Raw genomic sequence first — 26,905 nt, 5'->3', positions numbered from 1 at the left:
ACCTTCGCCGTCCTGTCCGCCACAGCTGGTGAGAACCTATCACCATCGGCATGCCCGCTCACGATCGATTGAGGCACTTCCCTTGACTTCCCGGCTACGGCTGTTCATATTGGTTACAGGCTCTAACAAACATGAGAGCTGCAAACCAGGAATCCCGGAGGTCGTGATGGACACCGTCGAGCGCGTCGAGGTCGTACTGCCCGGCAAGGTCGAGCCGGAGGGGCTCCAGCTGCACCGCGGTCCGGTCCCGGCGCCCGCGGCGGGACAGGTGCTGGTCGCCATGGAGGCCACGGGCGTGTCCTTCGCCGAGCAGCAGATGCGCCGCGGCCGGTACTACGACCAGCCCGCGTTCCCCTTCGTCCCCGGCTACGACCTGGTCGGCACCGTCCTGGCCGCCGGCCGCGGCGTGGACCCCGGCCTGACGGGCCGGCGGGTCGCCGCCATGACGAAGACCGGCAGTTGGGCCAGCCATGTGCTGCTGGACGCCGCCGACGTGGTGGAGGTGCCGGACGGAGTGGGCGCTGCCGAGGCGGAGACCGCCGTCGTCAACGGCATCACCGCCTGGCAGATGCTCCACCGCAAGGCCCGCGTCCGTGCCGGGCACACCGTCCTGGTGCACGGCGCCAACGGCGGGGTCGGCTCGGTCCTGGTCCAGCTGGCGCTCGCCGCCGGCGCCCGGGTCGTCGGTACCGCCTCGCCCCGCCACCACGACGCGCTGCGCTCCCTCGGGGTGTTCCCGGTGGACTACCGCGCCGGCGACGTCCCCGCGCAGGTGCGCGAGATCGCCCCCGGCGGGGTGGACGCCGTCTTCGACCACGTCGGCGGCGAGGGGGTCCTCGACTCGTGGCGGCTGCTGGCCCCCGGCGGCACCCTCGTCTCCTACGGCAGCGCCGCCACCCGCGACGACGAGGGCTCCGGGGCGTGGCCCGTGCTCCGGCTGCTGGGCCGGGTCTGGTGGTGGAACGCCCTGCCCAACGGCCGCCGCGCCTACTTCTTCAACGTCTGGGCGGGCCGCGCCTACGCCAAGGGCCGCTTCCGGGCCCGCCTGCGCACCGACCTCACCCAGGTCCTCACCGCCCTCCAGCGCGGCGAGATCACCGCCAGGGTGGCGGCCGAACTCCCGCTGGCCCGCGCAGCCGAGGCCATGCGGCTGGCGGAGTCCGGCACGGTCGCGGGCAAGGTCGTCCTCGTCCCGTGAACCCCCCGGTGCCGTGACCGGAGGGGTTCACCGGGCCGCGGCGCCCGGCACGGCACCGGGCAGCGGGCGGGTCGTGCCGGGACGGCAGGTGACCGCCGGGTTGTAGGTGGCGAAGCTGCCCAGCGGGTTCGTCTTCCACAGCCACAGGTGCAGGGCGTAGTGCAGCGGCTGGCCGGGGTAGTTGCCCTTGTGGGGGCCCGTGAACTTCCGGCCGAAGAGGGTGGGCCGGTCCTCGTCCGTCGCCGGGTTCTGGTCGCGGTCGTACACCATCCACTGCACGCTGACGAGGCGCTTGCCCCCCTTCGCGTCGTCCTCGTAGAACAGCGCCGTCGGGACCGCCGGGTCGACCGAGTTGTCGTGGGCGTGGTTGAAGTGCGGGTAGCCCAGGGAGCCCTTGCCGCCCGTCCGGTCGGTGACGCAGTACTTGTCCGGCACGTAGCCGGCCTTCACCGCATTGGCGTGCAGGGTGAACGGGACGGTCGCCCGGTAGGTGATCGCCCGGTCGGCGTCGGCCGGCACGGGAACGTTCGGGCCGGGGGCGTACGGACCGGGGATGTGCGGACCGTGCGGTCGCGGACCGGGGCCGGCCGGAGCGGACGCCGCGGCGGACGGTGCGCCGGCCAGGCCGGCGGCTGCCGCCAGGGCGAGTGAGACGGCGGTCGTGGCGAGCGGACCGGGACTGCGGGCCATGGGTACTCCTTCGCGGGTTCAGACGGTGGCCAGTTGGGGGATCAGCCGCAGCGCGTTGTCGCGGTAGACCCCCTGGAGCTGCTGCGGCGTCAGGGCCGGGTCGGTGTCGAGGGCGGGCAGCGCGAGGTCGGTGACCGTGTCGCCCGGAGCGGCCGGCCAGTCCGTGCCGAACAGCAGGCGGTCGGCGGGCACCTGCGTCAGCAAGGTCGCCGTCGGGGCGATGGGGCCCGCCGTGTCGTAGTAGAAGCGCTGCAGGTGGTCCCGGACGGCACCGGAATCCAGGGGCGGGTCGCAGAAGCGCCCGAGGGCCTGCATCCGCGGGGCGAGGGACGGCAGGAATCCTCCGCCGTGCGGCAGGATCACCGACAGGTTCGGGAAGCGGTCCAGGACCCGCATGTTGATCATGTTCACGGCGGCCCGGGTGGTGTCCAGGAGGAAGTCGCACAGGAAGTTGGGGATGCCGGGGACCGTCGTCGCGCCCGGGGCGCAGCCGGGCAGGTTGTGCGGGTGGGTGTCCACGACGGCGTGGTGCTCGTCCAGTTCGTGGAAGAGCCGGTCGTAGGAGGGGTCCCCGAGGTAGACGCCGCCGTAGTTGGCCGTCACGTTCACCCCGACGGCGCCCAACTGCCCGAGCCCGCGGCGCACGGCCCACGAGGAGGCGTCGGGGTCGTCCAGGAACAGCGGGACGTAGAAGGCGAAACGGCCCGGATGCGAGGTCGCCACCTCGATCATCGACTGGAGGGTGATGTTGATCGCTTCGCGCAGCTGGGCCGACGAGGGGTAGCGCGCGGGCAGCATGGGCTTCAGGACCGCGGTCGCCACTCCCGCCCGGTCCATGAAGCCGATCGCCGCCTCGATGTCGAGCTGGGTCCAGGGCGGCAGTTGCCCCGGCTTGACCAGCCCGTGGTGCTCGGCCCACTCCCGCCACTGCGGAGCGCAGTAGTGGTGGTGCATGTCGATCTTCGCCCGGTGGCCGTGGGCCCCGGCGGCGCCGGAGAGCGGCGGGACCCCTTCCGGCGTTCCGAGGAGTCCCAGTCCGGAGGTGCTCGCGTACTCGGGCACGGTCCATCCACCGCCTGTCGGTTCGGTTGCGTTCGGGGGCCGCCCCCGGGGGCCCGTGGTCCCCGGGGGCGTGTGAGGTGGCTACCGGGACACGGCGGCCAGTTCCGGTGCGTCGGGGTCCCCCGGGGCCCGGCCCGCCGGCCGGTGCGAGGGCTCCAGGACCAGGGGGAGGCGCTCCAGCCCGCGGAAGGCCGCCACCGGCCCGCGCAGCCAGGCGGCCGCATCCTCCTCCGGGTCCGCGAGGGCCATGTCCGGGAACTCCCGCAGGAGCGCGGCGAGCGCGACCTCGAGTTCGAGCCGGGCCAGCGGCGCGCCCAGGCAGTAGTGCGTTCCGTGGCCGAACCCGAGGTGCGACCCCTGGAGCCCTTCGCGGGTCACGTCCAGGACGTCGGGGGAAGCGAACTTCCCCGGGTCCCGGTTCGCCGAGGAGAGGGCGATCTGGACGAGCGCACCCCGGGGGATGAGCGTGCCGCGCAACTCCACGTCCTCGACCGCGTACCGGAAGGTGGAGGTCTCCACCGACCCTTCGAAGCGGACGATCTCCTCGACGGCCCCGGGGATCAGCGCCGGGTCCCTGCGCAGGCGCTCCCACTGGTCCGGCCGTCGCAGCAGGTGCAGGACGGAGTTCCCGATCTGGAAGGCCGTCGTCTTGTGGCCGGCGAAGAAGATCACCCACAGCGAGGCGACCAGGTCCGCGTCGGCCAGCCCCTCCTCCGCTCGGACGAGGTCGCCGACGAAGCTGTCGGACGGGTTGGCCCGGGTGTGGGCGATCAGCTGCCCGAGCCGGTTCTGCAGCCACTCCTCGGCGGCGTGGAGTTCCGCGGCCTTGGAGGGGTCGAACCGGGAGCGGCTGACCACGGCGAACTGGTGCAGGATCTCGGGGCGGTCCTCCTGCGGGATGCCCATGAGTTCGCACAGCACGGCGATCGGGAGCGGGAACGCGAAGGACGGCATCAGGTCGATCTCCCGGCCGGCCCCGGCGCTCCTGCGGAGCTCCCCGAGGAGGTCCTCGGTGATCTCGGTGACCCGGGCCCTCATCCCCTCGACGCGCCGCGGAGTGAAGGCCCCGCGCAGGGACCGGCGCAGCCGGGTGTGCCGTGGCGGGTCCGAGAAGAGCACGTTGTCGTCGAGGGCGTCGAAGAAGCTGCCGTACACGGCGTGGTACGTGTCGATGGCCCCGTGCATGTCCTTGCTGAACCGGGGGTCCGACAGGGCGTCGCGGGCGTCCTCGTACCGGGTGATCAGGTACGTGTCCACGCCGTGCGGAGGAGTCAGCCGGCACACCGGTGCCTGTGCGCGCAGCGCCGCGTAGGCGGGGTGGGGGCAGGCCCGGAACTCGGGGGCGCCCCTGGACACGGCCGACACGATGTCCGGCAGCGTTCCGGCGCCGTCCGGGGCCGCTTTCTCCTGCGCCATGGTGCACACCCTTCGTGAGGCTCGCGTTCCGCGCAGACACCGGTTCCCTGTGGAGGCGGACGGCCAAACGGTGGTTGGCTCGTTCGAGTGAGGCGGCCCGGCGTCGGCGAGCCGGGACGCGGCGCCGGTGCGTACGGCGCGTGCGGTGCGGGCTGCGTGGCCGGGCCGGGACGCCGAGGGCCGCCTAGTTTGGGTGCTTATGACGCCATATTCGGAACGGCAGGGTCAGCCGGGGCGGCGGTGGTTCGTGCGGGCGGGACTGACGGGGGCGGCTGCGGTGGCAGCGGGAGCGGTCTGCGGCTCCCCCGTCGTCCCGGCCCCCGTCTCCTCCGGCCCGAACCGTGCCCGGCCGGCCTCCCCCACGTCGGCGTGGCAGGCACTGGCGGCGGGGAACCAGCGCTGGTGCACCCTGCACGAACGGCATCCCGACGAGGGCTCCGCGGTACGCCGGACCGTGGTGACCGGGCAGCACCCCTTCGCGGTGGTGCTGGGCTGCGTGGACTCGCGGGTGCCGCCCGAGCTGGTCTTCGACCAGGGGCTGGGCGACCTGCTGTCCGTGCGCTCGGCCGGGTCGGTCCTCGACGAGGCGGTGCTGGCCAGCGTCACGTACGGGGTCCTGGAACTGGGCATCCCGCTGATCGTGGTGCTCGGGCACCAGTCGTGCGGGGCGGTGACGGCCGCGGTCCGCGCCGACGGGTCCGGCGACCGGCTGCCCGGCCACATGCAGTACCTGGCCGACCGGATCCGTCCCGCGATCGACCACCGGTTGCGCGGAGCGGACCGGGTGGACGCAGCCATCAGCGCGAACGTGCTCCTGGTCCGGGCTCGGCTGGCCGCGGAGCCCGCACTCGCCTCCCGCATCGGGGCCGGCGCCCTGTCGGTGGTCGGTGCGCGCTACGAGCTGACGACCCAACGGGTCCGGACCCTCGGCTGACCGGCCGCGGCAGGCAGGCCGGGCGGGCGGGGACGGCTGGGCGGGCGGGGCCGGGCGGGGGGTCAGGGCTCGATCAGGCCGACGCGGATGGCGTAGCGGGTGAGTTCGAGCCGGTCGCGCAGGCCGAGCTTCTGCAACAGGTTGGCACGGTGGCGTTCGACGGTCTTCGGGCTGATCACGAGGAGGTCGCCGATCTCCTTGGAGCTGTGGCCTTCGGCGACGAGTTTGAGGATCTCCTCCTCGCGTTCGGTGATCGGCCGGTCGGGGAGGGGGCCGCCGGAGCGGGCGCGGTCCAGGTAGGTGCGGATCAGGGTGGTCTCCGCGCCGGGGTAGATGAAGGGCTCGTCGCGCAGGGCGGCCCGGCAGGCCTCCAGGAGGTCGCGGTCGGCCACCGACTTGAGGACGTAGCCGCAGGCCCCGGCGCGCAGGGCCTCGAAGAAGAACTGTTCGTTGTCGTACATGGTGAGCATCAGGATGCGCAGGCCCGGGCGGATCCGGGCGAGTTCCCGGGCGGCCTGCAGGCCGGTCTGGCGGGGCATCGCGATGTCCAGTACGGCCAGGTCGACGTCGCAGCTGCGGGCCCGGGCGACGGCCTCCGCGCCGTCGGCGGCCTCGGCGACCACGGTCAGGTCGGGTTCGGCGTCGAGGATGAGCCGTACGCCGCGTCGGACGAGGGTGTGGTCGTCGGCGAGCAGGATCCGGGCCGGGCGGGCCGGCGGCCCGGTCATGCCGTCACCGCGGTCGCGGCGGTGTCGCGGCCGGCCCGAGTGTCGAGGCGGACCTGGGTGCCGCCGTGCGGGCCGGCGCCGACGGCGAGTTCGGCGCCTATGAGCAGGGCGCGCTCGTGCATCCCGCGGATGCCCGCGCCCTCGGGCGCGCGCCCGAGTCCGCGTCCGTCGTCGCGGACGAGGAGTCCGACGCCGCCGTGCGGCAGGGGCCGCAGGTGGAGTTCGACCCGGGCGGCGCCGGAGTGCCGGGCCGCGTTGGTCAGGCCTTCCTGCGCGACCCGGTAGAGGACGAGTTCCGCGGCCGGGTCCAGGTGGGGCAGGCCTGGGGTGATGTGGGCGGTGACGCCCAGGCGCGGGGTGGTGAACTCGGCGGCCAGGGAGCGCAGCGCGCTGTGCAGGCCGAGTTCCTCCAGGACGCCGGGGCGCAGCCGGCGGGCGATCCGGCGGATCTCGTCCAGGCTGGCGCGGGTGGTCTCCTGGGCCTGGTGCAGGTCGGCGCGGACCGGTTCGGGGGTACGGTCCGCGGCGTGCTTGAGCTGGAGCAGTACGGCGGTGAGCGTCTGCCCGACCTCGTCGTGGAGTTCCTGGGCGATGCGCTTGCGTTCGGCTTCCAGGGCGGACAGGACGCGGCCGCTGCTGGCGGCCCGCTCGGCTTCGAGCCGGTCGAGCATGGCGTTGAAGGCTTCGGTGAGTCCGACGACCTCCCCGTCGCCGGCGGCCTCGGGGCGGGAGCCGGGCTTGAGGAGGTCGGCCGTGGCCATGGCCCGGGCCAGCCGGCCGAGGGGGGCCAGACCGATCCGCAGCAGGACCGCGTTGACCACGAGCATGACGGCCAGTCCGGCGAGCACCACCAGGGCCTCGCCGAACAGGACCGGCGTGGAGACGGTGACGGGGCCGAGCAGCAGGGCCACCGCGACGGCCAGGACTCCGGCGTTCAGCAGGAAGATCCGCCAGTACAGCGACACGGCCCCGCCCCTTTCCGGCCGGTTCCCCGACCTCGCTCCGCGCTCCGCGCCACCTCGCCTCCGAGCATTCTGACCTGCGGCGTGACCGGGTTCCCCGCGCCATCCTTCCCGGAGCCGGACCGTCGTGTCCATCCGTGCCGGCACCCATATTCCGGCCACCCGGAAAATGGCACGATGGGCACGTCGGGCGGCCGCCTCCCGCCCGGGCCGGCGCCGCCCGGACCGGCCGCCGCGCGGTACCGCGAGGGGCCCGACGGCACCACACGTACGGAACGAACACAAGGGGGACAGCCGTGCCTGCTCCACGGATGAGCACCACACCACTGCCCGGCATCGGGGTCCAGTACGACCTCACCACCCGCGAGCACCGGCACCTGTCGGTGATCGCGCACCGCGACGGCACGCGGACGGTGAACGTGTACCGCGCGGACGACCCCGACGCCTGTGCGCAGTCGCTGCACCTGAGCGGGGCGGAGACGGCCTCGCTGATCGACGCCCTGATGCCGGCGCACCACAGCCCGAACGTGCTGCACACCACCGACCTGGGCCTGGTCGCCGAGCGGATCAAACTCTCGGCTCACTCGCACTGGAACGGGCGGCTGCTGGGCGAGACCCGGATGCGGACGGAGACGGGGGTCTCCGTCGTCGCCGTGCTGCGCCGCGCCGAGGCCCGCCCCTCCCCCGCGCCGGACTTCCGCCTGGCCGGCGGGGACACCCTCATCGTCATCGGCACCCGCGAGGGCGTCGGGGCGGCCGCCTCGATACTCGGACGGGAGTGACCGCCTGTGCATTCCGCTCTCTTCCTGATCGAGTTCGGCGCGATCATCCTCGGCCTCGGCCTGCTCGGCCGGGTCGCCGGACGCCTGAAGTTCTCCCCCATCCCCCTCTACCTGCTGGCCGGGCTGGCCTTCGGCACCGGCGGGCTGCTGCCCATGGGCGCCAGTGAGGAGTTCGTCGCGATCGGCGCCGAGATCGGCGTGATCCTGCTGCTGCTGATGCTCGGCCTGGAGTACACCGCCAGCGACCTGGTGTCCAACCTCAAGACCCAGTACCCGGCGGGGCTGGTGGACTTCGGCCTGAACGCGGTGCCGGGAGCGGCCGCCGCCCTGCTGATGGGCTGGGGGCCGGTCGCCGCCGTGGTCCTGGCGGGGGTCACCTGGATCTCCTCCTCGGGGGTGATCGCCAAGGTGATGGGCGACCTGGGCCGCGTCGGCAACCGCGAGACCCCGGTCATCCTCAGCATCCTGGTGCTGGAAGACCTCGCCATGGCCGTCTACCTCCCCATCGTCACCGCCCTGCTGGCGGGGGTCAGCCTGGCCGCGGGCAGTGCGACCCTGGCCATCGCCCTCGGCGTCGCCGGGGCGGTGCTGTTCGTGGCGGTGCGCTACGGACGGCACATCTCCCGCTTCGTCTCCAGCGACGACCCGGAGAAGCTGCTCCTGGTGGTCCTCGGGCTGACGCTGCTCGTCGCGGGCATCGCCCAGCAGCTCCAGGTCTCCGCGGCCGTCGGCGCCTTCCTCGTCGGCATCGCCCTGTCGGGTGAGGTCGCCGAGGGTACGCACACCCTGCTGAGCCCGTTGCGCGACCTGTTCGCCGCCGTGTTCTTCGTGTTCTTCGGCCTGCACACCGATCCTGCGAGCATCCCGCCGGTGCTGCTGCCCGCGCTGGCCCTCGCGGTGGTCACCGCGCTCACGAAGATCGCGACCGGCTACTGGGCCGCGAAACGGGCCGGGGTCGGGGTCAAGGGCCGCTGGCGGGCGGGCGGCACCCTCGTCGCCCGCGGCGAGTTCTCCATCGTCATCGCGGGGTTGGCGGTGACCGCCGGCATCGAGCCGGCGCTGGGGCCGCTGGCGACCGCGTACGTCCTGATCCTCGTGGTGATCGGCCCGCTCACGGCCCGCTACACGGAGCCGGCGGCCGCCTGGTTCGGCGCCCGCCGTGCCGCCGCGCGGCCCGCGGCGGCCGCCGCTCCGCTCCGGCCCGGTCCGGTGACGGCCCAGGCGGAGGCGCCCGACCAGGCCCAGGACCCCGCCGGCCGCCCCTGAGACGGGCTTCCGGCGGGCCGCCGCGTACGGGCGCCGCCGTGCGGGCGGCGCCCGTACGGCGGCATCGGTACGGCGGCGCCCGTACGGCCCGCGTCGGACCGCTAGGCCGCTTCGCCGACGAGTTCCTCCAGGACGTCCTCCATGGTGACGAAGCCGATGACCGCGCCGTCGGCGTCGGTGACGGCCGCAAGGTGCGTGCCCGCCTCGCGCATGGCGTCCATCGTGTCGTCCAGCGGGGTGGTCCGGCCGACCCGGGTGACCGTGTGGAGGGCCGAGGGCGGGAACGGCGCCGTACGGTCGCTCACTCCGAGGGCGTCCTTGATGTGCAGGAAGCCCATGATGTGCTCGCCCGGGCCGGTCACGACCAGGCGGGAGAAGCCGTGGTCGGCCGCGGTGCGCTCCAGCCCCCGCGGGGTGGTCCCGAGGGGGACCGTGACGAAGTCAGCCCGGGGGATCATGATCTCGCCGACGGGCCGCTTCCCGAGTTCCAGCGCGTCACGCAGCCGTTCGCCGTCCTCCGGGGCGAGGAGCCCGGCGGCGCTGGAGTCCTTGACCAGGCGGGCGAGCTCGTCGTCGGTGAAGACGGAGCCGACCTCGTCCTTCGGTTCGACCTTGAGCAGGCGCAGCAGGAGGTTCGCGAAGGCGTTGATGCCGAAGACGAACGGCCGCAGCGCACGGGTGAGGGCGACCAGCGGCGGGGCGAGGAGCATCGCGGTCGGCGCCGGGGCGGCGAGCGCGATGTTCTTGGGGACCATCTCGCCGATGAGCATGTGCAGGTAGGTCGCCGCGGTGAGCGCGACGACGAAGGCGATCGGGTGGATCAGACCCTCGGGTACGCCGACGGCGTGCAGCGGCGGTTCCAGCAGGTGGGCGATGGCGGGCTCCGCGACGGCGCCGAGGACCAGCGAGGACACGGTGATGCCGAGCTGGGCCGTGGCCATCATCGCGGAGAGGTGCTGGAGACCCCAGAGGGTGGTCCGGGCCCGCCGGTCGCCCTTGAGGGCGGCCGGTTCGATCTGGCTGCGGCGCACCGAGATGAGGGCGAATTCGGCGCCGACGAAGAAGGCGTTGGTGACCAGCGTCAGCGCGCCGATCAGCAGCTGGATCGCGGTCATCGGCCCGCCTTCCCGGTGTCGGTCCCGGCGCCGGTGGCGGCGGGGGCGGGTGCGGTGACCGTGACCCGGTCGGCGCGGTGGTGGTCTATGTCGAGGACGGTGAGGTGCCAGCCGTCGACGACGACGGTGTCCCCCTCGACGGGGATGCGCTCCAGCCGGGTCGCGACGAGGCCAGCGAGCGTCTCGTAGGGGCCTTCGGGGACCGTGAAGCCGATCTCCTCCAGCTCGTCGATGCGGACGCTGCCGCCCGCCTCCCAGACCTTGCGGCCTTCCCTTTCGGGGCCTTCGATGAGGTCGGGGACCTCAATCGGGTCGTGTTCGTCGCGGACCTCGCCGACGACCTCTTCCACGATGTCCTCGACGGTGACCACACCGGCGGTGCCGCCGTACTCGTCGATGACCACGGCCATGGTGCGGGAGGCGCGCAGACGCCCGAGCAGGGTGTCCACGGGCAGGGAGTGCGGCACCAGGAGCGGCGGCGTCATCAGGCCGAGCACCGGGGTCAGCGGGCGCTTGTCCTCGTCGAGGTCGAGGACGTCGCGGATGTGGACGGTGCCGACCACCTCGTCGAGGGAGTCGCGGTAGACGGGGAACCGCGACAGGCCGGTGGCGTGCGTCAGGTTCGCGGCGTCGGCGGCGGTGGCGTGCAGTTCCAGGGCCTGGACGTCGATGCGCGGGGTCATGACGTTCTCGGCGGACAGTTCCGCCAGGTGCAGGGTCTTCACGAACAGCTCCGCCGAGTCCGCCTCGATCGCGCCCTCGCGGGCCGAGTGGCGGGCCAGGGCGACGAGCTCCTCGGGCGTCCGGGCGGATGCCAGCTCTTCGGCCGGCTCCAGGCCGAAGCGGCGTACGAGGCGGTTCGCGGTGTTGTTCAGGTGCCGGATCAGCGGGCCGAACGCGGCCGTGAAGGCGCGCTGCGGCCCCGCCACGACCTTGGCGACCGCGAGCGGGCGGGAGATCGCCCAGTTCTTGGGGACCAGTTCGCCGACGACCATGAGGACGACCGTCGAGAGGGCGACGCCCAGCAGGGTGGCCACGGTGGGGACGGCGCCGGCGGGCAGGCCTGCGGCCTCCAGCGGGCCCCGCAGCAGGGCGGAGACGGAGGGCTCCGCGAGCATGCCGATCACCAGTGAGGTGACGGTGATGCCGAGCTGGGCGCCGGACAGCTGGAAGGTCAGCCGCTTGGCGGCCTTGAGGGCGCTCTCGGCGCCCCGCTCACCGGCTGCGACGGCGCGTTCGAGTTCGCTGCGCTCGACGGTGGTGAGGGAGAACTCGGCGGCCACGAAAACGGCGCAGGCCAGCGTGAGGGCCAGGGCCAGGAGGAGCAGCAGGACTTCGGTCACCGTGCCACCCCCGCTCCCCGGCTGGGACTCTGCGGGCAGGGCGTGGCACGGCATGGACTGGGAGGTTCACCCATTGCGGGTCTTGCACTCCATTCGCTTCTCGGCGGACGGCTCCGTCCGGGGGTGTGGCTACGGACAGTATCCACAACAGAAGGGTAAACGATGAGTAAAGTCAGGCGATTCCCGGCAGCGGAGCGGCGACCGGCCCGCGGACTGCGGATTCACCCGAACGGACGCGCCCGGGTGTTCGCGGTCCGTCGGCTCCTGGACGCTGGGGCAGGCGCCCGAATCCGGCGCTCCGCCCGATGAAGGAGCTTCTCGTGGCACATACCTCCCCCACCACCCCTCCCCCCGGCACCGCCCGCGGCAGTGGGCCGCACGACAGCCGAAGCGCATGGGCGGCAGGTGGCACCGTGTTCGCCGGCGTCCTCCTGCTCGTGGACGGCGTGCTCGGGGTGATCAAGGGCATCGCCGGCATCGCCGAGGACGACGTCTACACCCGGCTGGGCCGCTACGTCTTCGAGTTCAACCTGACCGCCTGGGGCTGGATCCACCTGATCCTCGGCATCATCCTGATCGTCGTGGGCGCCGGGCTCCTCAAGGGTGCCTACTGGGCCAGGGCGCTGGGTGTGGTGCTGGCCGGCATCGACATCATCCTCAACTTCATGTGGCTGCCCTACACACCTGTGTGGGCCATCATCTCGATCGCCATCGCGGTGTTCGTGATCTGGGCGCTGTGCCACGACGACAGCCGCACCCGCAACGCCGCCTGACCCGCTCTCCCCGTGCCCTGCGCACGGCCGTACGGCCCGCCCGCTTCCTCGGCAGGCGGGCCGTACGCGTGCACCCGTACGCGTACGGGGCCGCGCCCTACTCCCCGGACGCCTCCTCCGCGGCCTTCTCCGCGGCGCTGACCCGGGCGGTCAGCTCCGCGGCGGACATCCGCTCCAGCACCCCGCCGTGCCGCCGGGCCAGCGCGTCCCCCGGCTCCGGGGTCTCCTCCTCCACGTCGACGACGAGCAACGAGGTGCCGTCGTCGATGCGGCTGCTCAGGACGATCAGCCCCGCGCCGCTCTCCAGCTGCTGCTGGTTCTCCACGGCGCCGCCCAGGGCTGCCCCGGCCGCCGTGCCGAGGAGGACGCCGAGCGGTCCGCCCAGCATGCCGATGAGCCCTCCGACGAGCCCGCCTCCGGCCGTCCGCCGGCCGGCCCCGTGCACATGCGTCTCCGGTACGTCGAGCAGTCCGTCGGCGGAGCGTTCCATGAGCGCCGCCTGCTGCAGCCCCGGCAGTTCGAGGGACTCCTCGTACGCGGCGCGGGCGGCCGCCGGATCCTTGAACGAGATCAGCAGCACCTGGTGGCTGTCCGCCATGTCGTCATCACTCCTGTCTGTGCACCACCGCACGTCCCCCTCGCAGGGGAACCCGCACTAGCGTTCCCCGCCACACGCGGCGCAACCGGTGCGGCCGGCAAGACACCCGCTAGAGGTACGGGTCGAAGGGGATGCCCGCGGGTTTGGCCTCCGCCAGGTGGTGGGCGAAGGAGTCGTCCCTGAGGCCGAAGTGCGCGCTGCCGAAGTCGGCCCGGGTGAGTGTGTCGCGCAACGTGCCGGGGTAGCCCGACCAGCCCACCAGTGCCGGGTACTGCCAGGTGCCGCGGTGGTTCTCGGGGGGCTCGTCGTTGGTGTTGGCGGTGCGGAAGCAGTGGGTGCCGACGCCGTCCTTGTGGTAGACGATCTTGGGGTGGGTGCCGTCCCAGCGGACCTGGTCGCGCGCGTGGACGACGAAGTCCCCGTGGGCGGAGGTGGCGACGTACTTCGCCTGGTTGTCCTGGATCCACACCACGACGTGCTCCCAGTCGTGGCGGTGGCCGCCCAGGCTGATCCCGGGGATCGCCTGGTCCTTCTCGAAGTACAGGGCGTAGAGCACGGCGCACCACCCGTTGTTGCAGGTCCAGCGGGAGTAGCCGTTGGTGTTGGCGAGGTCGGAGGCGTCCCGGCAGTTGCCGTCGAGGGCTCCGGTGGGCTTGAGCCCGGTGTTCAGGACTCCGGTCGGGCCCACGGCCGGCGTCGGGTAGCAGCCGTCGGTGTCGTAGTCGTAGGCGGGCTGGAAGGCCAGCTCGATCGCGTCGGCGTGCGAGGGCAGGGCGGGGGGTGGCGCCGCGAAGGCCGCCTGGGGGACGCCGAGCACCAGCGCGAGGGCTGCGCCGACGACCACGAGCGATCTCCGGATGTGACGGTGGGTCCGCACGACATGCCTCCTGGTCGGCCGTAAGGGGGGCGGTGCCGGGAGCATCATTGGCGACCGGGCGCCATGCGGCAAGAGTGCGAACAGCACTGGACCGCAAGGGAGTTGATGCCCACCGGGCCCCGTCGGCCGCCCGGCGCCCCGGGTGCGGGCCGGGCGCCGGACTGTGCACGGGGCGGAACCGGGTCAAGATGACAGAAGGCCGACAGGGGCCTTCGTACGGCCAGGAGGAGAGGCGACCCGTGCCCATGGACGAATCGCGCAGGGCCTGGCTCATGATCGGCGGCGTCGTCGCCGTCATCCTGCTGAACCTGCTGGCCATCATCTTGATGAACACCGTCTGACGGTGGCCTCGGGTGCGGGCCGCGGCGGCCGCTCCTACGGTGGAGAGTGACCTCCGGGAGGCATCGTGGCGCACCGGTTCTGCGAGAACGGACAGTTCGACTTCGAGGTACGGGCCCTGCTCGGGGCCGCCTGGCAGAAGGGCGCCGATCCCGGGGAGGTGCTGGTCACCGCGGACGGGCTGGCAGATGCCGACGGCCCCCGCTGGTTCGCGGCGTGGACGTCACTGGCCCGGCGGGTCCGCGCGGACGGGGAGCGGGCGGCCGCAGCCGGCCACGAGGTGAGTGCGCGGGACGCATGGCTGCGGGCGGCGTCGTACTTCGGCGCCGGCCTCGTGGCGGCGGACGCGCTCGGGGACGAGGAGCAGCTGCTGGAGGTGTTCCGCGAGCACCGGGCGTGCTTCGACCGGTTCGCGGCGGCGTGGGAGCCGGCGGCGGAGCGGGTGGCCGTGCCGTACGAGGGGACCGAGCTGCCCGGCTACCTGTTCCGGCCGGCGTCGGCCGGGGCGGCGGGCGGATCGCCCGCGCCGACGGTGATCGTGAACAACGGCAGCGACGGGCCGGTCAGCGCCGCATGGTCCATGCTCGGGGCGCCGGCCGTGGCCCGGGGCTGGAACGCCCTCCTCTTCGACGGCCCGGGCCAGCAGACGATGCTGTTCGAGCACGGGATGCCCTTCCGGCCGGACTGGGAGAACGTGATCACCCCGGTCGTGGACTTCCTGCTGGCCTGCCCGTACGTGGACCCGCAGCGGCTGGTCCTCGCCGGCGTCAGCCAGGCCGGCTACTGGGTGCCGCGGGCGCTGGCCTTCGAGCAGCGGATCGCTGCGGGGGTGGCGGACCCCGGTGTGGTGGACGTGGCATCGAGCTGGTGGGGGAACTTCCCGCCGGAGCTGCGGGCCCTGTTCGACTCGGGCGACCGGGAGGCCTTCGACGGGGCGATGCGCGAGGGGATGGCGCAGGACCCGGCCTTCGCGGCGTACTGGCAGTGGCGGGCCAAGCCGTACGGGATCGGCTCCCCCTACGACCTGCTGGCCGAGGTGGGCCGGTACGAGCTGTCCGGACTGCCGGGCCGGATCACCGTGCCCCTGCTGGTCACCGCGCCGGAGGGCGAGCAGTTCTGGCCCGGCCAGTCCCGGGCGCTGTACGAGGCGCTGCCCGGCGAGAAGGCGCTGGTGGAGTTCACGGCCGCGGAGGGCGCGGACCTGCACTGCGAGCCGCTCGGGCGGGCCGTGTTCGAGCAGCGGGTGTTCGACTGGCTGGCGGACCGCCTGGCGGACCGCCCGCACCGCACGCACTGACCCGGCGCACCACTGCCGGCCCCCGGCGGACCCGGGGGCGCGGGCTGGGTGCGCAGCGGGGTCACCCCGTGCCGGACGCCGTCTCCAGGACCTTCTTGAGGTTGCGCAGGGTGGTGCCGATGTTGCGCTGCTGGAAGACCGCGAAGGTGTGCCCGCGGGTCGCCACCCGGTCGAAGGCGTGGGCCACGGCGTCGGGCCAGGACCGCCGGTCGTCGGTCCACGTCTCGGTCACCAGGGTGCCTTCGGGGACCTCCTCGAAGCGGTACTCCCACGTCGCGATGGGTCCGCGGACGCGCGGGCTGCGGATGCCGATGGCGTGCACCCGGAAACGGAACAGCCGGTCCTTCTCGACTGCCGTCACCGTGCACCGGGTGGTCCAGCGGAAGGCCCCGCGCTTGTTCCGCCCGTCGAAGACGGTCCCGACCCGGGTCTCACCGGGCTCCCCGTGGACGACGGCGCCCAGGTTCTCCGGGCTCCACTCCCCCATCCGGGCGGGGTCGGCGACATGCCGGTAGACGTCGGCGGGCGGGGCGTGGACGACGATGCTGTCGGACACCGTGAACGTACGAGGCATGGCTCTCCTCTTCTCGGCCGCCGACGCTACCCTCCGGGCACACCACCTGGCTACCTGGCGGTAACTTCAGGCCGGACCCGCCGCCGGTCCGTCTGTTTCGACGGGCCGTGCCCGGGCAGACGAGGGAGCGTCACGACGGACTCACCGGGAGGGCTCATGTCCGCACTACTCGCCAAGCTCAAGCAGTTCAGCCGCAGCCCCCAGGGCCGGCGGACGATCGACTCGGTACGCCGGGCCGCAGCCGACCCGCGCAAGCGGGAACAGGCTCGCGGGCTGCTCGGCCGACTCCGCACCAAGCGCTGAGCCCGCGTCGGCCAGGACATCCGGCGGTCCGGGCATGTGACGGTCCGGCGGGCGGCGGCCCGGGCACGCGGAACGCAAAGGCCCCGGCCTCCTGAAGGAGGCCGGGGCCTTTGATCGAGCGCTGGGCAGGCCTTGCACCTGCATCCCCCCACGGGAAGTGGGGTGTCTTTCCTTGGACCACCAACGCCGGTCCCGCCACCGGCGAGCGGCCGCGGGAACAAGATCCACCCTACCGTACGGATCCGCTCCGGCCTGCACGCCACGGCAAGTCGCGAGGTCAGTCCCCTCCGCCGCCGCCTCCGCAACCGCCTCCGCCGCCCCCGCAGGACGAGTCGCCGCCCCCGCAGCCGCCCCCACCGCTTCCGCCGTCACTCCACGAGCCCCTGCGGCCCCGTCTGCGCGACGACCTGCCGCCACCGCCTCCGCCCATGGCCGCCACGATCAGCACGATCAGGACGAAACCGAGCACCACCAGAATGTCCATGCGCCTGCCCCCCGCTCCCCGTTCCCCGTCACGGTCCCGTGCGGCCCGTGTCAGGGGGATCCCCCGTACCGCCGGTGGAGCAACCGCACTTGAGGAACTCCAGAGGTTCGAAGAGCTTCCAAGAGCTTCGCTTCGTGAACACACGCCGTCCGTGCGGGACTTCCACCCGGCCGAGCAAATGAGCGGTCCGGGGGGAACGGGCGCGCGGCCGTCGCCCCCGGTGCGCCGCCGGCCGACCGCCACGGCGGCAACCACACCCGGCCATTAGGGAGTTGGGGGCGGCACTGCGGCTCGTGGTCTGTCCAGAGAGGGATGCCGGTGCGGGACCGGGCCGACAGGGCGGCTGCGCCGCCCTGTCGGGGGTGTCCCCTCAGCGGCGCCGTGCGCAGGTCCAGGCTCCCATGCCCTGCATCGTGGCGAGCCTTCGCGCCGTGGCGATCTGCTCCGCCTTCGTGGCGAGGTCGGCTCGCCGTGCGAATCTGCGGCCTCCTGCCGCGTTCCAGCTGGACTGGGTGAACTGCAGCCCGCCGTAATGGCCGTTGCCGGTGTTCGCCCGCCAGTTGCCCCCGGATTCACACCGGGCGATGGCGTCCCAGTCGGGGCTCGGTTTGGAGTGGACCGCGGCGGCATGCGCCCCGGAAACGTCCAGTAGGGCCACGGTCAACAAGACCGCAGACGCCAGCAGTTGACCGATCCTGCTCCGGCTTTGCCGGTCCTTCGGTTGGCGCGACATCAGTCCTCCTTCGCTGTTGGGGCGGTGGGCCTGCCACGAACAGCGGGCGGGCCCGCGTACGGCCGTCCTCGGGCCGTTGGCACAGCACAGCACGGACCGGCGCGCTTCCAGCGGCACTTGCGGTCGGCGAAGGGATGACGCCACCCGAACGGACGCTCTATGACCCCGACCGAGGCGTCCAGCGCGCGCCATGCGCCCGGAACCGGCCCATCCGGATCTCCCCGCCGCAGCGTGTTTGGCCACGTCGAGGGGGCACCTGCGGAGGTGGACCAGGGGGTAAGGGCGCCTGCACGGAGTACACGGGGGCACGCGGTTCGGCCACGCGCCCCCGCGCGCCTCCCGCAGGCACGTTCCGGCCGGGCGGTAGCTGGGCACCCGCTTGGTGCTGATCGATCGCCACCCGCCCGAGGAGAGCCCGATGACCAAAGTCCTCGTCCTGCACAGCATCAGTCTCGTGAGGTCGGCGCTCGCGGCGCTGCTGAGATCCGAGGGGGATTTCGACGTGACCTCCGCCGGCTGGCGTACTGCCGCCCGTCAGGCGGAGTTCTTACGACCAGACGTGGCCGTCGTCGACCTCGACTGTCCGGGCGCATCCGCCCTGCTCGTCCCGGACGGCCGGTCCCACCGCCTGGCCCTCGCCCCGCCGACCCCGCTGCTGGTGCTGGCCACGTCCCGCACCCCGGGCCCGCTGCGCAAGGCCTTCCAGGCCCAGGCCCTCGGCTATGTGGACAAGGACGGCTCGCCGGGCCGGCTCGTTCGGGCCGTCCGCAAGCTCGCGGCGGGCGAGCGCTTCGTCGACGCCTCGCTGGCCTCCGCCCTGATGGAGGCCGAACCCATGCCGCTGAGCCCGCGGGAGCTGAGCGTGCTGGCCCGCGCCGCCGAGGGGGACTCGGTCGCGGAGATAGCCCGCGCCCTGCACCTGACCAGCGGCACCGTACGGAACTACATGGCCGCCGTGACCCGCAAGACCGGCGCCCGCAACCGGATAGACGCCATCCGGATATCCCGGCGGGCCGGCTGGGTCTGAGCCGCCGCATCCCCCGCGGGCCGGCCCGGGCAGGACGCGCCGGGCCGGGCGCCCTCAGGCATCCGCACTCCACAACCCCACCAGATCCCGGTACAGGTCAGACCTGGCCGGAAGCTCGGCATGCGTGCCGCACACCGCCCGGGTCCCGTCGAGTACGAGCACCCGGTCGGCCCGGACGGCCGAGGAGACGCGGTGGGCCACGACCACCAGGGTGCCGGGACGGGCCGCCAGGGCCCGTTCGGCGTGTTCCTCGGCCCGGGGGTCGAGGTGGCAGGTGGCCTCGTCCAGCAGGAGCAGCGGTGCCGGTGAGAGGTAGGCGGCCGTGAGGGCCAGCAGCTGGCGTTCGCCCTGGGAGAGCCGGGCCGGGTCCACGGGGGCGTCGAGGCCGCCCAGCCGGTCCAGCAGGGCGCCGGCCCCGAGGGCAGCCGCGGCCGCGTGCGCCCGGGCCGCGCCGACGGGACCGGGAGACAGGTGGGTAAGGTTCTCCCGGACCGTCCCCGTGAACACGTACGGCTGTTGCGGCAGCAGGGTCCTGCGGCCATCGGGATGGTCGGCGTGAGGACGCCGGGCCGGGGAACCGTCCAGCAGGACCGCCCCTTGATCGGGCGTGAGCAGCCCGGCGAGCAGGGCCAGGAGCGTCGACTTGCCGATGCCGCTCGGGCCGACCACGGCCAGGTGCTCGCCGGGCTCGACCCGAAGGTCGAGGCCGTCGATCACCGGGTGGGCGTGGGCGCCGTACGCGAAGCGGACCCGGCGCAGCTCGACGGCGGGCCGGGTTTCCGCACCGGCCCCGGGGGGCGGCGGCAGCAGCGGCTCGGGTGCGGGGGTCGCGGCTTCGGCCGCCGCCGAAGGCGCGGAGCGGGTTCGGCCGGCCCGGGCGGTGGCGGGGGCGGGGCGGGCCGTGCGAGCGGGACCGGTGGGGCTCGGGGGGACCGTACCGTCGGCGGGTTCGGTGCGGGTGACGGCGTCCGGGCGGCCGCCGGGCTCGGTCGGGGGCACGGCGTCCGGGCCGCCGCGGGGCCCGGCCGGGCGTGCGCCGCCGGCCGGGCCGGGCGCGTCCGGGACGAAGCGGTCCAGCACCACCAGCAGCCTCGTGCCTGCCGAACCCACCGCCGTCATCAGTGCGTCGAGCGCCGGGAGCAGTGACTGCACGAGGTAGGTGAGGGCACCGGCCAGGGCCCCTGCGCTCACCCCCCGGTCCAGCAGCCAGGGGGTTCCGGCGAGCAGCGCGACGACCGGGAGACGGCCGGCCACGCCGAGCGCGAGTGTGCGCAGGGCGGTCCACCGCGCCAGGCGGCCGGTCAGCGCTTCCTGCCGGGCGATCAGCGTCTCCAGCGGGGCTCCCGCCGCGGTCCCGCCGCCGCAGGCCACCACGTCGCGCAGGCCCGTCGCGAGGGCGCCGGAGCGCGCGGCCAGCGCTTCGTCGGTGTCGAGGGCCTGCCGCTGCACCCGGGCCATGGGGCCCAGGGTCGCTGCGAAACCGGCGGCCCCGAGGAGCAGCGGCGGCAGGACGAGCAGCAGCATCAGGGGTGCCAGCGCGGCCAGTCCGGCCAGGGCCCCCAGCGCGGTGAAGACGAAGGACCGGGCCACCAGGACCAGTCCCGCGAAGGAGTCGCGGGCCATCTCGGTCTGCTGCGCGAGCCGGGAGACCGCGCCGAGGTCACCGGCCTTGCCCGGGTCGGCAACGGCCCGCCCCAGTGCCTGGCGCACGGCCCGCCTGACCAGGCCGTCGCGCAGGGGTTCGACGAGGTCGGCGAGGCCTGCGAAGACTCCGCGCAGGGCGACGGCGCCGAGCAGGGCGCCGGCCGCGGCGGCGGCGAGCCAGCCGAGGCCGGTCGTGGTCCGTCCGGCGAGGAAGCCGTCGTCGAGGGCGCGGGCGACCGCGTAGCCGCCGAGGAAGGTGTGGGCGGACTCCAGCAGGGACCACAGTGCGAGGCGGACGAGCGTCCGGGCACGGCCGCGCAGGAAGCGGCGTCCGTCGGGGGCGAGCCGCCGCCACGTGCCGTACTCGCTCACCGCACCGCCTCCCGACTGCCGGGACCGCCGCCCGGACCACCTCCCGGACCGGCCGACGGCTCGTCCGCCGGCCCGTCAACGACCGCCGCGGGGGCCTCCGGGGCGGACCCGCGCGGGGCCCCGAGGGGTACCGCTTCCCCGGCTGGTGCGCCGGCTCCCCCGGGCACGGTGGCACCGGGGCCGCCGGCGGCGCCGGCGGCGACGGCCGTCGACTCGGCTGCCGCTCCGGCCGCGAACACGGCCCGGTAGTCCGGGTCCTGCCACAGCTGCGTATGCGGGCCCGTGGCTCTGATCCGCCCCGCCTCCAGCCAGACGACGAGGTCGGCGCGGGCGGCCGAGGAGATCCGGTGGGCGACCACGAGCCGGGTGGCACGCACGTCGCGGGCCAGGGCCCGCTCCACCTCGCGGGCGGTGACGGTGTCCAGGCTGGAGGTGGCGTCGTCCAGGATCAGCAGCCGACCCGCATGGCAGAACGCCCGGGCCAGGCCCAGGCGTTGCAGTTCGCCGCCGGACAGCGGCGCATCCGCAAGGGCCGTGTCGTACCCCTCGGGCAGGCGCCGTACGAAGGGATCGGCCCCCGCCGCCCGCGCCGCGGCCTGCACGGCCCCGGGTCCGGGCGCCGGGCCCGCCCCGAAGGCGATGGCCGCGCCGACGCTCTCCCCGAAGAGGGCGGGCCGGTCGAAGGCGTGGCCGACCTCCCGGCGCAGGGCATCGGCAGTCAGCTCTTCCAGGGGCACGCCGTCGAGCAGGACGGCGCCCTCGTCACAGGCCGTGAGCCTCCCGGCCACGGCGGCCAGCAGGGTCTTGCCCGACCCGGAGCGCCCCACGACCGCCACGGTGGCCCCTCCGGGGACGACCAGGTCGACGTCCCGCAGTACGGCGGTACCCGCGCGCACCACCCGCACTCCGCGCAGCTCCAGCCTTCCGGGCCCGCCGTCGGGCAGTTCCGCGGTTCCGGTGGTGAGTTCGGGCAGTGCGCACAGGGCGGCCACCCGGCGGGCGGCCGCCCTGCCGCGGATCACCGCGGCCAGCCGGCCGGTGACGGCGCCGACCCCGGCAGCGAGGCCCGCGTAGCGGACGGCGGCCAGCAGCCCGCCGACCCCGAGGGCCCCGGCCGCGAGCCGGATGCCGCCCACGCCGAGCACCACGTACAGGAGCACGGGCATCAGGGCGCCGGTGCGGGCCGTGGCAGCGCCATAGACCCGCCACATCGTGCGTCCCTCGCGGCCGAGTTCGGGCAGCCCGGCCAGGACGCGGGACCCCTCGCGCCGTTCGGTGCCCGCCGCGGCGAGGGTACGGGCACCGCCGAGGGCCTCGGCGAGCCGGCCGGCCATGGCGAGCTGCACCTGCTGGTAACGGCCCACGCTGGCACCGGAGTCACGGGCGAAGGCGCGCAGCAGCAGCGCGAGCAGGGGAAGTCCGGCGAGGAAGGCCAGCGCGGTCCACACGTCGATGAGCAGGAGGGCGACGATCCCGCCGAGCGGCGGCAGCAGGGCGGCGGTGGCGTGTGCGAGGGCGCCGGGGACGGTGCCCGCCTCGGTGGCGTGCGCGGTGAGCCGGGCGGCGACCTCGCCGGGTGCGTGGCGGGCGGCGTGGTGCGGCGCGGTGCGCAGCAACCGCGCCGCGGCGAGCCTGCGGAGCCAGCCGGTGGAGCGGGCGTCGACGCTGCCGGTGAGACGTGCGGCCGCCGCGTCGAAGAGCACTTCGGCGGCGATCACCAGGGCGCACCACAGGGTCCAGAGGCTGCCGGCGGGGTCGCGGCGCAGCAGCAGGTCGAGGGTGTGGCCGAGGACGGCCGGTTCGGCGAGGGCGGCGACCGCGGCGGCCACCGAGCATCCGAACACGGCGGCGGTGCGGCCGGAGCTGTGGCGCGCCGCCGCCTTGAGCACCCGGTCGGCGGCGCGGACGGTCGCGGGCTCGTCGGCCTCGGCGACCACGACAGCGTCGGGCGGGCTCATGTGCGGCGGCTCCAGGGGTGGGGAACGGGCCCGGGCGGCATGCCGCCCGGGCCCGGCAGCGACCCGGTCAGTTACAGGTCGTGATGCTCAGGCTGCTGTCACCGCACAGGAGCAGGCTGGCGCGGCTGCCGCCGCCCGTGAGGTGGGCGGCCTCGGTGGTCTCTTCCTTGACGGTGTCCATCGACTGCAGGTCCAGAAGCATCATGGCTGAATCCTCTTCACTGGTGTGGTGTTCCGATGGGACACGGCCCCCCGAAGGGGGACCGGCTCTGGGGCCGCCGCGGTGGACCGCAGCGGCGGGAGGAACGGCAGGTGCGCGCGCCCGCCGGGCGCGGCGCTGCCGAGGGCGAGGAGCGCGCCGGCCGTGCCCGTGGACAGGTCCATGGACAGGCGCATCAACTGCTCGCCGGGGAAGGCCAGGTGGCCTTGGTAGGGGACGGCGTGCCGGGCCAGGGCGTCGATCTGCCGGGTGATGTCCTCGGCACGGGTGCCGGGACCGGGCGTGGTGGTCCGGGCCAGGTGGAGGATCATCCCGGCAGCTCCGCGGAACAGGCCGGGCTGCGCGTAGAAGGTGGCCTGGGCGGCCTGCACGATCTGCACCCGCGCCGTTTCGAAGCGTTCCTCGGGTGCGTGCTCCAGCCAGTCGTCCAGCACCATGCCGATGCCGACGCTGCCTCCTCCGAGGTAGGGCATCGTCCGCCATCCCTCGTCGACCTGGAGGGTGCCGTAGGCGCTGGTCACGCAGCGGTCGAGGTCGCGGTGCAGGGCCAGGCCGGCCCGGGTCAGCAACTCGGTCTCGCCGGTGCGTTCGTAGAGCCGCAGGTACAGCAGCGCCGGTCCGCTGTGGCCGTGGAGCAGCCCGGCCCGTTTGAGGCCGGGCGTCGCCTCGGACGCCAGGTCGGCGCAGCGCAGGGCCGCGGCGTGCAGTGCGCTCTCCCCGGTGGCCGTGCCCAGGGCGTCCAGGGCCAGGCCGATGCCGGCGAGGCCGCTGTGCAGGTCGGGTCCGGCGGACTGCCAGGGCTGGTGCAGCAGTTGCTCGGCGAGGGCCAGGGCGCGGTCGCGGTGGCCGAGCCGGTCCAGCGTCCAGGCGAGGCCGGCGAGTCCGTCGTAGAAGCCGAGCGGGGTGCCGGAAGCCGGTTCCTTCGTCCGGGCCAGCAGCCATTCCTCGGCCTCGGGCCAGGGGTCGGCGCCGGTTTCGGCGAGCGCGTACAGGACGCCTGCGGCTCCGTACCCGAAGCCGGTCCCGCCGGCCTCGGTGGTGAACTGGGCGATGTCGCCGGGGAAGAGGCGGTCCTCGCGGTCCGGGGTGGCGCCGGCGTGCAGGGCGGCCGTCATCGAGGCGCGGGCGGCGTCCCAGTCCCCCGGCTGCACCGGCAGGTAGGGGCCGGCGGGGGCCGCGATCCGGCCGGTCGCCGCGTCGTCCGCGCCGGGGCCGGCAAGGATCTCCTCGACCGCCTCGTCGAGGAAGCTCCGCGGTACGGGGAACTGGTCGGCGGCTATCTCCGCCAGGTGCACCGCCTTGCTCCGGTCCATGACCAGCAGGCTGGTCAGCGGCAGGAACAGGGCCAGGCGCAGGCAGGCCAGGGCGTACCGGTCGACGGAGGCGCCGCGCCGGTCGGCGGGCGCGACGAACGCCGGGTTGGCGACCGTCTGCCGCTGTCCGTCTCCGATGCGCGAGGCGGCTTCGAAGTCGAGCAGGGCGACGGAGGGTTCGCCGGTGCCCTCGTCCTCCGCGACCATGATGTTGAAGAGGTGCAGGTCGTTGAAGACGACCCCGCGTGCGTGCACCGCCTCGACGGCCTCGGTGACCCGCTGGTGGATCTTCAGCGCCCACTCGGTGTAGGAGGCGAGCTCCGCGGGGTCGGGGTCGGCCTCGATGAGCGGGTGGCGGCGGGCGAAGTAGGTGTTGAGGGGCTTGCCCTCCAGGTACTGCATGACGAGGAAGTGGTGGTCCCCGACGGTGAAGGTGCCGTGCACGGTGGGCACGCAGTCCAGTCCGGCCAGCTGCTCCAGTGCCTCCCGTTCGCGGTGCAGCCGGGTCACGGCGTCCGCGCCGTCGGCGGCGAGCCCGGCGAACGGGCGGCCCTCCTTGAGGATCACCGGCTCCCCGGTGCGGCTGTCCCGGCCGGCGTACACGCCGCCGCCGTTGGAGAAGTGCAGGGCGCGCTCGACCGTGTAGGGGACGTCAGCGAGGGTGACGGCCGCCCGCCGCTCCAGGTGCGGCCGCAGGAAGACCGGCAGCTCGATCCACTCGGGGGGCTGGAACACCGGTCCGCGGGGGTCCGGTACGAGCCGCCCGTCGGGGGCTTCGATGGCGGGCACCAGCTCGCCCTGCTCGTCGTAGCAGTGCCGCAGGGTGAAGCTGCCGTAGCGCAGGTGGACCGGGCCGTCGTTCCAGCGCAGGTCGCTCAGGATGTAGGGGCCGGGCTCGCCCGCCAGCAGGGCGTCGAGCTCCTCGGCCGTCCGGCCGCACTGCTCCTCGTCCGCCGGGTAGACGGTGAGGAACTTGCCGCTGGCCGCCCGGTCCGCGTACTTGGCGTTGCGCATGTGCAGCAGGTAGCGGCCGGGGACGAACTTGAAGGCGATCTGCCGTTCCACGCAGTAGGCGTGGACCCGCTCCAGGACGGACTCGGCATTGTCGAGGCATGCCGAGACGTGGATCTTCCAGCCCTGTGCGGGCAGTTGGACACCGGCCGGCCGCAAGGCCAGCCAGTCCCCACTGCGGTGCGACCGCCACCCGGTCGGGACGGGGGCGAGCGCCAGGGGGTAGAGCTCCTCGGACCGCCGGTACGGCGCGTCGTAGAACCAGCGGTCGGCATCACAGAATGCCGCGTACCCCTTGTTCACTCCTGCTCCCTCGGTCGGTGGCGAGACCAACGTTGCCACCCGGCACGCGCCCCGCGACAGTCACGCCTGTCACCGCTGCGGTATGCAATCCGCACATCCGCAGACCGGGACGGACCGGACGGAACGGGCACACTTGCCGGCCGCCCCGGCGGTGCATCAGGCCTGGAGGCGGTGACATGGGGGGAGATCTCGGCATTCGCCCCGGGCGGGGGGCGCCGGGGCGGTCCGGGGGTACGCCGGGGGTGCGCCGGCGGGCGGGCGGCCGCGGGGCGGCGGGGGTGGAGCGGCGTCGGGCATCAGGCCTTGCGGCCTGCCTCGACCGCCTTGTCGGCGATCTCCCCCAGGACGGCCCTCGGGTCGCCGCCGGGTTCCACGGCGCGGCCGATGGTGCGCTTGATGGTGTCGCTGACCGTCATCCAGGACGGGTCGTTCACCGGGTAGAGGCGGGCTGTCCTCAGGGCGCTCAGGAAGTCCAGGTCGGTCTGTCCGAGGCCGCCGCCGGCGGGGGTGCGTGCGGCGGAGGCGGTGGCGGGCAGCAGGTGGTAGCGGCCGGCGAAGTCGGAGAGGTTCTTGTCCTGGTACACGTGCTCCAGGAACGCGCCGACCTCCTCGCGGTGGCCGTTCTGCCTGAAGGCCGTCATCCAGTCGGCGACCCCCACGGTCGGCGCCTTCTCCCCGGGGCCGAGTGCATCCGAGACCGGCATGGCGACGGTGCCCACGCCGATGCCCTTGGCCGCCGCCTCGTGCGCGAGCGACGGGTAGCCGTTGAGCATGCCGACCTCGCCGCGCAGGAAGGCGGCGAAGGCGTCGGCGCGGTTGAGCCGGGACGGCGGGGTCGGGCCGGTCAGGCCGGGGGTGACCAGGTTGTCCTTGACCCATTGCCAGGTCCGGATGTTCTGGTCGGAGTCCAGGTGGTAGTTGCCGTTGCCGTCGGCGTAGCCGCCGCCGTTGCTGAGCTCCCAGATCAGCGCCTCGGCGTGCGCCTCCTCCGGGCCGAGCGGCATCGCGTACGGGTAGGCCACCCCCTTCTCCTTGAGCGCCTTGGCCGCCGCCTTCAGCTGGGACCAGGTCTTGGGCGGCTCGGCGATGCCGGCCTTCGTGAAGAGCGCCTCGTTGTAGAAGAGGAGGCGGCTGCTCGCCACGAACGGCAGGCCGTACAGGCGGCTGTTGACGGTCCCCGCCTCGGCGAGCGGCTGCAGGAAGTTCGCCTCGGCCCCCACCGAGAGAAGCTCCTCCGCGGAGTACAGCTCGCCCCGGGCCGCGAAGTCCGAGTAGGAGCCCATCAGGGCCATGTCGGGGGCTTTGCCGGCCTCGACCATGCGCGAGACCTCGCGGTCGATGTCGGCCCACGGCAGGAGCCGGACCTCGACCTCGATCCCGGGATGGGCGGCGGTGAAGTCCCGGGTCACCTTGTCCCAGTACGTCTGGGAGCCGGTGGCCGGGGTGTCGCCGTACTCGGCGGCCACCAGGCGGAGCGTGACGTCCCCGCCGCCGGCCGCGCCGGCGCATCCGGACAGCGGGGTCAGCAGGCCGAGGACGGCCGCGGTGGCGGCCGTACCGAACATCCTTCGTCGCACGGGTGG

General features: G+C 74.0%; 24 protein-coding genes. 8 read left to right on the top strand and 16 right to left on the bottom strand.

From position 1 onward, the window contains the following. Nucleotides 1–166: 166 nt before the first annotated feature. A complete protein-coding gene (locus tag ACLJTM_RS18720; RefSeq protein WP_411104754.1) occupies nt 167–1,198 on the top strand; it encodes a medium chain dehydrogenase/reductase family protein in 1,032 nt (343 codons plus the stop codon). A gap of 27 nt (nt 1,199–1,225) precedes the next feature. On the opposite strand, the gene ACLJTM_RS18715 is transcribed toward ACLJTM_RS18720, so the two are convergent. From ACLJTM_RS18715 to ACLJTM_RS18705, 3 genes are all read right to left on the bottom strand, one after another. Continuing rightward, entirely contained in the window at nt 1,226–1,888 is a 663-nt protein-coding gene (locus ACLJTM_RS18715; protein WP_411104753.1) for a hypothetical protein, read from the bottom strand. Between the two features lie 18 nt (nt 1,889–1,906). Next, nucleotides 1,907–2,950, bottom strand: a complete 1,044-nt coding sequence (locus ACLJTM_RS18710; RefSeq protein ID WP_411104752.1) for an amidohydrolase family protein — start codon at nt 2,948–2,950, stop codon at nt 1,907–1,909. An 81-nt stretch (nt 2,951–3,031) separates the two neighbouring features. After that, nucleotides 3,032–4,366, bottom strand: coding sequence for a cytochrome P450 family protein (locus ACLJTM_RS18705; RefSeq protein ID WP_411104751.1), 1,335 nt, complete (start codon nt 4,364–4,366; stop codon nt 3,032–3,034). A gap of 199 nt (nt 4,367–4,565) precedes the next feature. On the opposite strand from ACLJTM_RS18705, the gene ACLJTM_RS18700 reads away from it, so the two are divergent. Beyond that, entirely contained in the window at nt 4,566–5,300 is a 735-nt protein-coding gene (locus ACLJTM_RS18700) for a carbonic anhydrase (protein ID WP_411104750.1), read from the top strand. Nucleotides 5,301–5,362: 62 nt separating this feature from the next. Here ACLJTM_RS18700 and ACLJTM_RS18695 read toward each other — a convergent pair whose 3' ends face one another. Next, complete coding sequence (locus ACLJTM_RS18695) at nt 5,363–6,028, bottom strand: response regulator (protein ID WP_411104749.1); 666 nt, start codon at nt 6,026–6,028, stop codon at nt 5,363–5,365. Next, on the bottom strand, nt 6,025–6,993 hold the full coding sequence (locus tag ACLJTM_RS18690; RefSeq protein ID WP_411104748.1) for a HAMP domain-containing sensor histidine kinase: 969 nt from the start codon (nt 6,991–6,993) through the stop codon (nt 6,025–6,027). The genes ACLJTM_RS18695 and ACLJTM_RS18690 overlap by 4 nt, the downstream gene beginning before the upstream one ends. A 308-nt stretch (nt 6,994–7,301) precedes the next feature. Between ACLJTM_RS18690 and ACLJTM_RS18685 the strand changes: the two genes are divergently transcribed. Beyond that, nucleotides 7,302–7,772, top strand: coding sequence for a cation:proton antiporter regulatory subunit (locus tag ACLJTM_RS18685; protein ID WP_411104747.1), 471 nt, complete (start codon nt 7,302–7,304; stop codon nt 7,770–7,772). 6 nt (nt 7,773–7,778) lie between these two features. Continuing rightward, on the top strand, nt 7,779–9,038 hold the full coding sequence (locus ACLJTM_RS18680; protein ID WP_411104746.1) for a cation:proton antiporter: 1,260 nt from the start codon (nt 7,779–7,781) through the stop codon (nt 9,036–9,038). Nucleotides 9,039–9,139: 101 nt separating this feature from the next. Here ACLJTM_RS18680 and ACLJTM_RS18675 read toward each other — a convergent pair whose 3' ends face one another. Both ACLJTM_RS18675 and ACLJTM_RS18670 read right to left on the bottom strand, forming a co-directional pair. Beyond that, complete coding sequence (locus tag ACLJTM_RS18675; protein ID WP_411104745.1) at nt 9,140–10,153, bottom strand: hemolysin family protein; 1,014 nt, start codon at nt 10,151–10,153, stop codon at nt 9,140–9,142. Further along, a complete protein-coding gene (locus ACLJTM_RS18670) occupies nt 10,150–11,496 on the bottom strand; it encodes a hemolysin family protein (RefSeq protein ID WP_411104744.1) in 1,347 nt (448 codons plus the stop codon). Before ACLJTM_RS18670 ends, ACLJTM_RS18675 begins: the two co-directional genes overlap by 4 nt. 320 nt (nt 11,497–11,816) lie before the next feature. On the opposite strand from ACLJTM_RS18670, the gene ACLJTM_RS18665 reads away from it, so the two are divergent. Further along, entirely contained in the window at nt 11,817–12,269 is a 453-nt protein-coding gene (locus tag ACLJTM_RS18665; protein WP_411104743.1) for a hypothetical protein, read from the top strand. 97 nt (nt 12,270–12,366) lie between these two features. Here the strand turns inward: ACLJTM_RS18665 and ACLJTM_RS18660 are convergent, their stop codons facing one another. Beyond that, on the bottom strand, nt 12,367–12,867 hold the full coding sequence (locus ACLJTM_RS18660) for a histidine kinase (RefSeq protein WP_411104742.1): 501 nt from the start codon (nt 12,865–12,867) through the stop codon (nt 12,367–12,369). A gap of 109 nt (nt 12,868–12,976) precedes the next feature. After that, nucleotides 12,977–13,789, bottom strand: coding sequence for an NPP1 family protein (locus ACLJTM_RS18655; protein ID WP_411104790.1), 813 nt, complete (start codon nt 13,787–13,789; stop codon nt 12,977–12,979). Between the two features lie 361 nt (nt 13,790–14,150). On the opposite strand from ACLJTM_RS18655, the gene ACLJTM_RS18650 reads away from it, so the two are divergent. Continuing rightward, nucleotides 14,151–15,380 (top strand): dipeptidyl aminopeptidase, encoded by a 1,230-nt coding sequence (locus tag ACLJTM_RS18650; RefSeq protein WP_411104741.1) that lies wholly within the window; start codon nt 14,151–14,153, stop codon nt 15,378–15,380. Between the two features lie 61 nt (nt 15,381–15,441). Here ACLJTM_RS18650 and ACLJTM_RS18645 read toward each other — a convergent pair whose 3' ends face one another. Further along, nucleotides 15,442–15,954 (bottom strand): SRPBCC family protein, encoded by a 513-nt coding sequence (locus tag ACLJTM_RS18645; protein ID WP_411104740.1) that lies wholly within the window; start codon nt 15,952–15,954, stop codon nt 15,442–15,444. A 156-nt stretch (nt 15,955–16,110) separates the two neighbouring features. Here ACLJTM_RS18645 and ACLJTM_RS18640 point away from each other — a divergent pair, with 156 nt between their 5' ends. After that, a complete protein-coding gene (locus ACLJTM_RS18640) occupies nt 16,111–16,257 on the top strand; it encodes a hypothetical protein (protein ID WP_411104739.1) in 147 nt (48 codons plus the stop codon). Nucleotides 16,258–17,111: 854 nt separating this feature from the next. On the opposite strand, the gene ACLJTM_RS18635 is transcribed toward ACLJTM_RS18640, so the two are convergent. Next, a complete protein-coding gene (locus tag ACLJTM_RS18635) occupies nt 17,112–17,474 on the bottom strand; it encodes a transglycosylase family protein (RefSeq protein WP_411104738.1) in 363 nt (120 codons plus the stop codon). 418 nt (nt 17,475–17,892) lie between these two features. Between ACLJTM_RS18635 and ACLJTM_RS18630 the strand changes: the two genes are divergently transcribed. Then, a complete protein-coding gene (locus ACLJTM_RS18630) occupies nt 17,893–18,501 on the top strand; it encodes a response regulator transcription factor (RefSeq protein WP_411104737.1) in 609 nt (202 codons plus the stop codon). Nucleotides 18,502–18,555: 54 nt separating this feature from the next. Here the strand turns inward: ACLJTM_RS18630 and ACLJTM_RS18625 are convergent, their stop codons facing one another. The 5 genes from ACLJTM_RS18625 to ACLJTM_RS18605 form a co-directional block, all read right to left on the bottom strand. Next, nucleotides 18,556–20,517 carry an ATP-binding cassette domain-containing protein gene (locus tag ACLJTM_RS18625; protein WP_411104736.1) on the bottom strand — a complete coding sequence of 654 codons (1,962 nt, stop codon included), beginning with the start codon at nt 20,515–20,517 and terminating at the stop codon, nt 18,556–18,558. After that, complete coding sequence (locus tag ACLJTM_RS18620; protein WP_411104735.1) at nt 20,514–22,475, bottom strand: ATP-binding cassette domain-containing protein; 1,962 nt, start codon at nt 22,473–22,475, stop codon at nt 20,514–20,516. Before ACLJTM_RS18620 ends, ACLJTM_RS18625 begins: the two co-directional genes overlap by 4 nt. A 67-nt stretch (nt 22,476–22,542) precedes the next feature. After that, nucleotides 22,543–22,680: a SapB/AmfS family lanthipeptide gene (locus ACLJTM_RS18615; protein ID WP_411104734.1), complete on the bottom strand. Its 138-nt coding sequence runs from the start codon at nt 22,678–22,680 to the stop codon at nt 22,543–22,545. Then, nucleotides 22,677–25,322, bottom strand: a complete 2,646-nt coding sequence (gene lanKC, locus ACLJTM_RS18610; RefSeq protein ID WP_411104733.1) for a class III lanthionine synthetase LanKC — start codon at nt 25,320–25,322, stop codon at nt 22,677–22,679. Before lanKC ends, ACLJTM_RS18615 begins: the two co-directional genes overlap by 4 nt. 296 nt (nt 25,323–25,618) lie before the next feature. Then, nucleotides 25,619–26,899, bottom strand: coding sequence for an extracellular solute-binding protein (locus ACLJTM_RS18605; RefSeq protein ID WP_411104732.1), 1,281 nt, complete (start codon nt 26,897–26,899; stop codon nt 25,619–25,621). Between the last annotated feature and the right edge of the window lie 6 nt (nt 26,900–26,905).

Origin of the sequence: Streptomyces sp. cmx-4-9 (assembly GCF_046548835.1) — a bacterium.
In the GTDB taxonomy this organism is placed as follows: Bacteria; Actinomycetota; Actinomycetes; order Streptomycetales; family Streptomycetaceae; genus Streptomyces.
This window is presented reverse-complemented; position numbering and strand designations above follow the sequence as displayed.

What these genes read in the sequence shown, in the direction of transcription:
- ACLJTM_RS18720 (WP_411104754.1), top strand. Translation starts at nt 167, where the DNA reads ATGGACACCGTCGAGCGCGTCGAGGTCGTACTGCCCGGCAAGGTCGAG.
- ACLJTM_RS18715 (WP_411104753.1), bottom strand. Translation starts at nt 1,888, where the DNA reads ATGGCCCGCAGTCCCGGTCCGCTCGCCACGACCGCCGTCTCACTCGCC.
- ACLJTM_RS18705 (WP_411104751.1), bottom strand. Translation starts at nt 4,366, where the DNA reads ATGGCGCAGGAGAAAGCGGCCCCGGACGGCGCCGGAACGCTGCCGGAC.
- ACLJTM_RS18700 (WP_411104750.1), top strand. Translation starts at nt 4,566, where the DNA reads ATGACGCCATATTCGGAACGGCAGGGTCAGCCGGGGCGGCGGTGGTTC.
- ACLJTM_RS18695 (WP_411104749.1), bottom strand. Translation starts at nt 6,028, where the DNA reads ATGACCGGGCCGCCGGCCCGCCCGGCCCGGATCCTGCTCGCCGACGAC.
- ACLJTM_RS18685 (WP_411104747.1), top strand. Translation starts at nt 7,302, where the DNA reads ATGAGCACCACACCACTGCCCGGCATCGGGGTCCAGTACGACCTCACC.
- ACLJTM_RS18675 (WP_411104745.1), bottom strand. Translation starts at nt 10,153, where the DNA reads ATGACCGCGATCCAGCTGCTGATCGGCGCGCTGACGCTGGTCACCAAC.
- ACLJTM_RS18660 (WP_411104742.1), bottom strand. Translation starts at nt 12,867, where the DNA reads ATGGCGGACAGCCACCAGGTGCTGCTGATCTCGTTCAAGGATCCGGCG.
- ACLJTM_RS18655 (WP_411104790.1), bottom strand. Translation starts at nt 13,789, where the DNA reads ATGCTCCCGGCACCGCCCCCCTTACGGCCGACCAGGAGGCATGTCGTG.
- ACLJTM_RS18645 (WP_411104740.1), bottom strand. Translation starts at nt 15,954, where the DNA reads ATGCCTCGTACGTTCACGGTGTCCGACAGCATCGTCGTCCACGCCCCG.
- ACLJTM_RS18640 (WP_411104739.1), top strand. Translation starts at nt 16,111, where the DNA reads ATGTCCGCACTACTCGCCAAGCTCAAGCAGTTCAGCCGCAGCCCCCAG.
- ACLJTM_RS18635 (WP_411104738.1), bottom strand. Translation starts at nt 17,474, where the DNA reads ATGTCGCGCCAACCGAAGGACCGGCAAAGCCGGAGCAGGATCGGTCAA.
- ACLJTM_RS18630 (WP_411104737.1), top strand. Translation starts at nt 17,893, where the DNA reads ATGACCAAAGTCCTCGTCCTGCACAGCATCAGTCTCGTGAGGTCGGCG.
- ACLJTM_RS18620 (WP_411104735.1), bottom strand. Translation starts at nt 22,475, where the DNA reads ATGAGCCCGCCCGACGCTGTCGTGGTCGCCGAGGCCGACGAGCCCGCG.
- ACLJTM_RS18615 (WP_411104734.1), bottom strand. Translation starts at nt 22,680, where the DNA reads ATGATGCTTCTGGACCTGCAGTCGATGGACACCGTCAAGGAAGAGACC.